Below are 3002 nucleotides of genomic sequence, written 5' to 3' on the forward strand. Positions count from 1 at the left end.
ATCATAGGTTTGGTCATCGGGTGTCATCCTTGGATCAGATTGAGTCTAGCAACCCGACCTTACCAAGAAACCCGATGGCCACCTGAGCTACACCACCCCGTGGGACACGATCCGACGTGCGGGCGCGGCCATACTATGCGTTGTCGTCCATAAGCCGCGTCGAACGCAGGTCGCCAGGATGAAGCCCTGCTAACCGCTAACATCACCGAACTGGCACACCAATACGGGCGATATGGCTATCGCCCACCAGCCCCCAAAAGCATTGTGCCAATAGACCAAAGGCCCACGATGTACTAACTTTTAAACTGGACTACTCAAGTGGGGCAGACCAGCTGTACCAAAATCTATGGGGAGCCACCCTCGGGCACTAATCCGAAAGCGGATTAAAGCAGGTCTTGCTTCGGTGAGTGTTCAGGGCAGAGTAGAGAGAAATCTCGGACTTTGGGCAATAGATCTTGTAGTAATCCGCGCTGTGTCGTTTGCATAGGCTCGATGCTTACATCAAGCGCGAGCGCTGGTGGCTGGGTGCCGCATGTTCATAGGTTGCGTCCTGATGTACCTTGGGGATATGCATTATATTCTTTCAATGCGCCTCTTCTTGTAAAGCGGCGCGAGACCTTGGCCAAGCTTATACAGGCGGTAAAAGCTTATCTGCGGGATGGGTCTGCGGCCGGTTTATCAGAGATCCAAGAGCACTGTGCTCCATATGGAGTACCGCCAGTGCCAGTATTTGTGGTATGATTTATTCATTACGCGTCCATGAGCAACAGATCGCCGCAATACATATCTGCATCGCTATCATGAACCGCTATTCGGCTTTTAAAGGTGCCGATATCGGAGCAAAGTATTTAATTATTTTTCTCTCGCAACAATATTGTTACGAATAATACGATATTGAAGAAATATATGAAATATAAAATAAATAAAAAGGCCCCAGAAATCTGGGGCCTTTTTATAAGATTGTACGCTAAGATTAAGCGGCTTTTTTCCGGCGACGTGCAGCGAAGCCAGCAACACCCAGAGCGCCTGCCAGAAGCGGCAGCGTTGCCGGCAGCGGAACTGCCGACAGGTCCGTGTTGCCGTCTGCGGTTTCGATGGTGTAGGTGGCGGTAACATCGCTGAATGCGGTGAAGGTGAAGTCGTACGTGGTACCTGCAGTCAGGTAGAAGCCTACGACGTCACCAGAGTCAACGAAGGAAGAAACCTGCGAATACGTACCGCCGTCAAGGCCATACACACCGGTACCGGCATCGATGGTAAAGGAATAAAGGCCAGAATCTGCGATCGTATAGTCGGCGTAAGTGATGTTTTGACCATCCGAAAGCGAGAAAGTGCCACTGTAGGTTGCTGCAGAGGCTGCCGCGGCGCTACCTACGGCAATAATTGCCGCGATGGCGGCGGTCTTGAGTTGTGCTTTCATAGCAGAGCTCCTGAAGTTGCCGCATGAGGCCTATTAAAAGTCTGAAGGCCTGACGCGATTACGAAAATACGCATCGCTCTTAGGGGGAGGACACTATCTGATTATCTATTAACATTTTGTTTATCACAAGTGTTTTTTTCCTTAAAAACAAGGGTTTTTCAAGGAAAATTATTGAGTCATTGCATTATGCAATGATGTTTATTTCGTGAGCCTGTATAATTTAGTCACGGGTATATAAATAATATTATAAATAATTCGAAAATTGTAAAATAAATGGAGTAAGGTGCAGAAATTTGGTTCTACAGATGGATACCTGCGGTGGAATTTTAGCTAAAGAATCACTAAAAAGCAGGGAGAGCTCCCTGCTTTTTAGCTTCAGATAAAGTGTCAGCGTCCGGTGCGTTTGACTACAACAGTTGCTGTTTTTAAGATCAACCCAAGATCACGTTTTAAAGAAATCTCTTGATGATAGCGATTGTCAAATACAATACGATCAGTGAAGGAAGTTGTATTGCGGCCTTCGATTTGCCAGTTTCCTGTAATCCCAGGGCGTAGATCAAAATAAGCACGACCACCTGCTTGGCGATAAAGCTGTTCTTGATCTAACATAAAGGGCCGCGGTCCAACGAAGCTCATATCGCCGCGCAACACATTGAAGATCTGCGGAAGTTCATCAAGCGATGTAGAACGTAGCATCGTGCCCATACGTGTGATCCTTGGATCTTTGTCGAGCTTTTGCTTCTCGTTCCATTCCTTGGCAATTTCTGCGTTCTCTTCGCATATCTTTTTAAGACGCGCTTCCGCATCGATTGCCATAGTACGGAGTTTCCAGCAATTAAACTTAACGCCGTTTCTACCGACACGAGGCTGGATAAAAAAGCCAGGCCCGCCTTCAAGGCGAACTGCCAACCAAAGGATACTAATTATCGGGAGGAGCACTGGAAGAAGTAGGAGCGCGAGAAAGATATCTGCCCCTCGCTTCAAGCGATTTGCATAAGGACGACGTTTAGACGTGCTAAGTCTTCCTAGATCCGATTGAGTATCGGCAATTGCATATTTCACGTTTCTGTCCCCTAGGTACAAAGGTTTCAGCCGGGTTGTTTTATGAGGAGGATGCGGCAGTGCAGCAAACAAATTGGTGAATTTGACTATAGAGCTAATAAAGTCTTAATCAAGCTACTGTGTGGTTAATGAGAAAATTTAATTCTGTTTTGCTGAAAGTTATGACATTGTAATTTTATTGTTATGTTACAACACCTTAATAATACTGTAATTGTGGTTATTCTCCGTGTTTTAATTGGTATTAGTTGTCACACGAATTCCTAAAAAGATCGGAGGTTTGCCGTTAAGGATGTTTACTTCCGTGATATGAAAATCTGGTGAATCATGTGGCTCAGTTTGTTTTCTAGTTCACATGTGGGGGACCAACGGCGTTGATGATGTAGTCGCCTCCCGACGGCATCTCTGTGCCAAGGTGGGATCGCAACAATCCATTCTGGGAGGCGGTTATGTCGGAGATTACCACTGTGGGACTCGATCTGGCGAAGAATGTGTTCCAAGTACACGGCGCTGATGCTCGTGG

At 46.7% G+C, this 3002-nt stretch carries 2 protein-coding genes; both read right to left on the bottom strand.

Features of this window, described 5'->3' with window-relative positions:
- Positions 1–973: 973 nt before the first annotated feature.
- Positions 974–1420 (bottom strand): PEP-CTERM sorting domain-containing protein, encoded by a 447-nt coding sequence (locus tag VSX56_RS20445; protein WP_350939362.1) that lies wholly within the window; start codon positions 1418–1420, stop codon positions 974–976.
- 387 nt (positions 1421–1807) lie between these two features.
- A complete protein-coding gene (locus VSX56_RS20450; RefSeq protein ID WP_350939363.1) occupies positions 1808–2482 on the bottom strand; it encodes a sugar transferase in 675 nt (224 codons plus the stop codon).
- Positions 2483–3002: the final 520 nt, after the last annotated feature.

The organism is Thioclava kandeliae, from assembly GCF_040297545.1.
GTDB lineage: Bacteria > Pseudomonadota > Alphaproteobacteria > Rhodobacterales > Rhodobacteraceae > Thioclava > Thioclava kandeliae.

What these genes read in the sequence shown, in the direction of transcription:
- VSX56_RS20445 (WP_350939362.1), bottom strand. Translation starts at nt 1,420, where the DNA reads ATGAAAGCACAACTCAAGACCGCCGCCATCGCGGCAATTATTGCCGTA.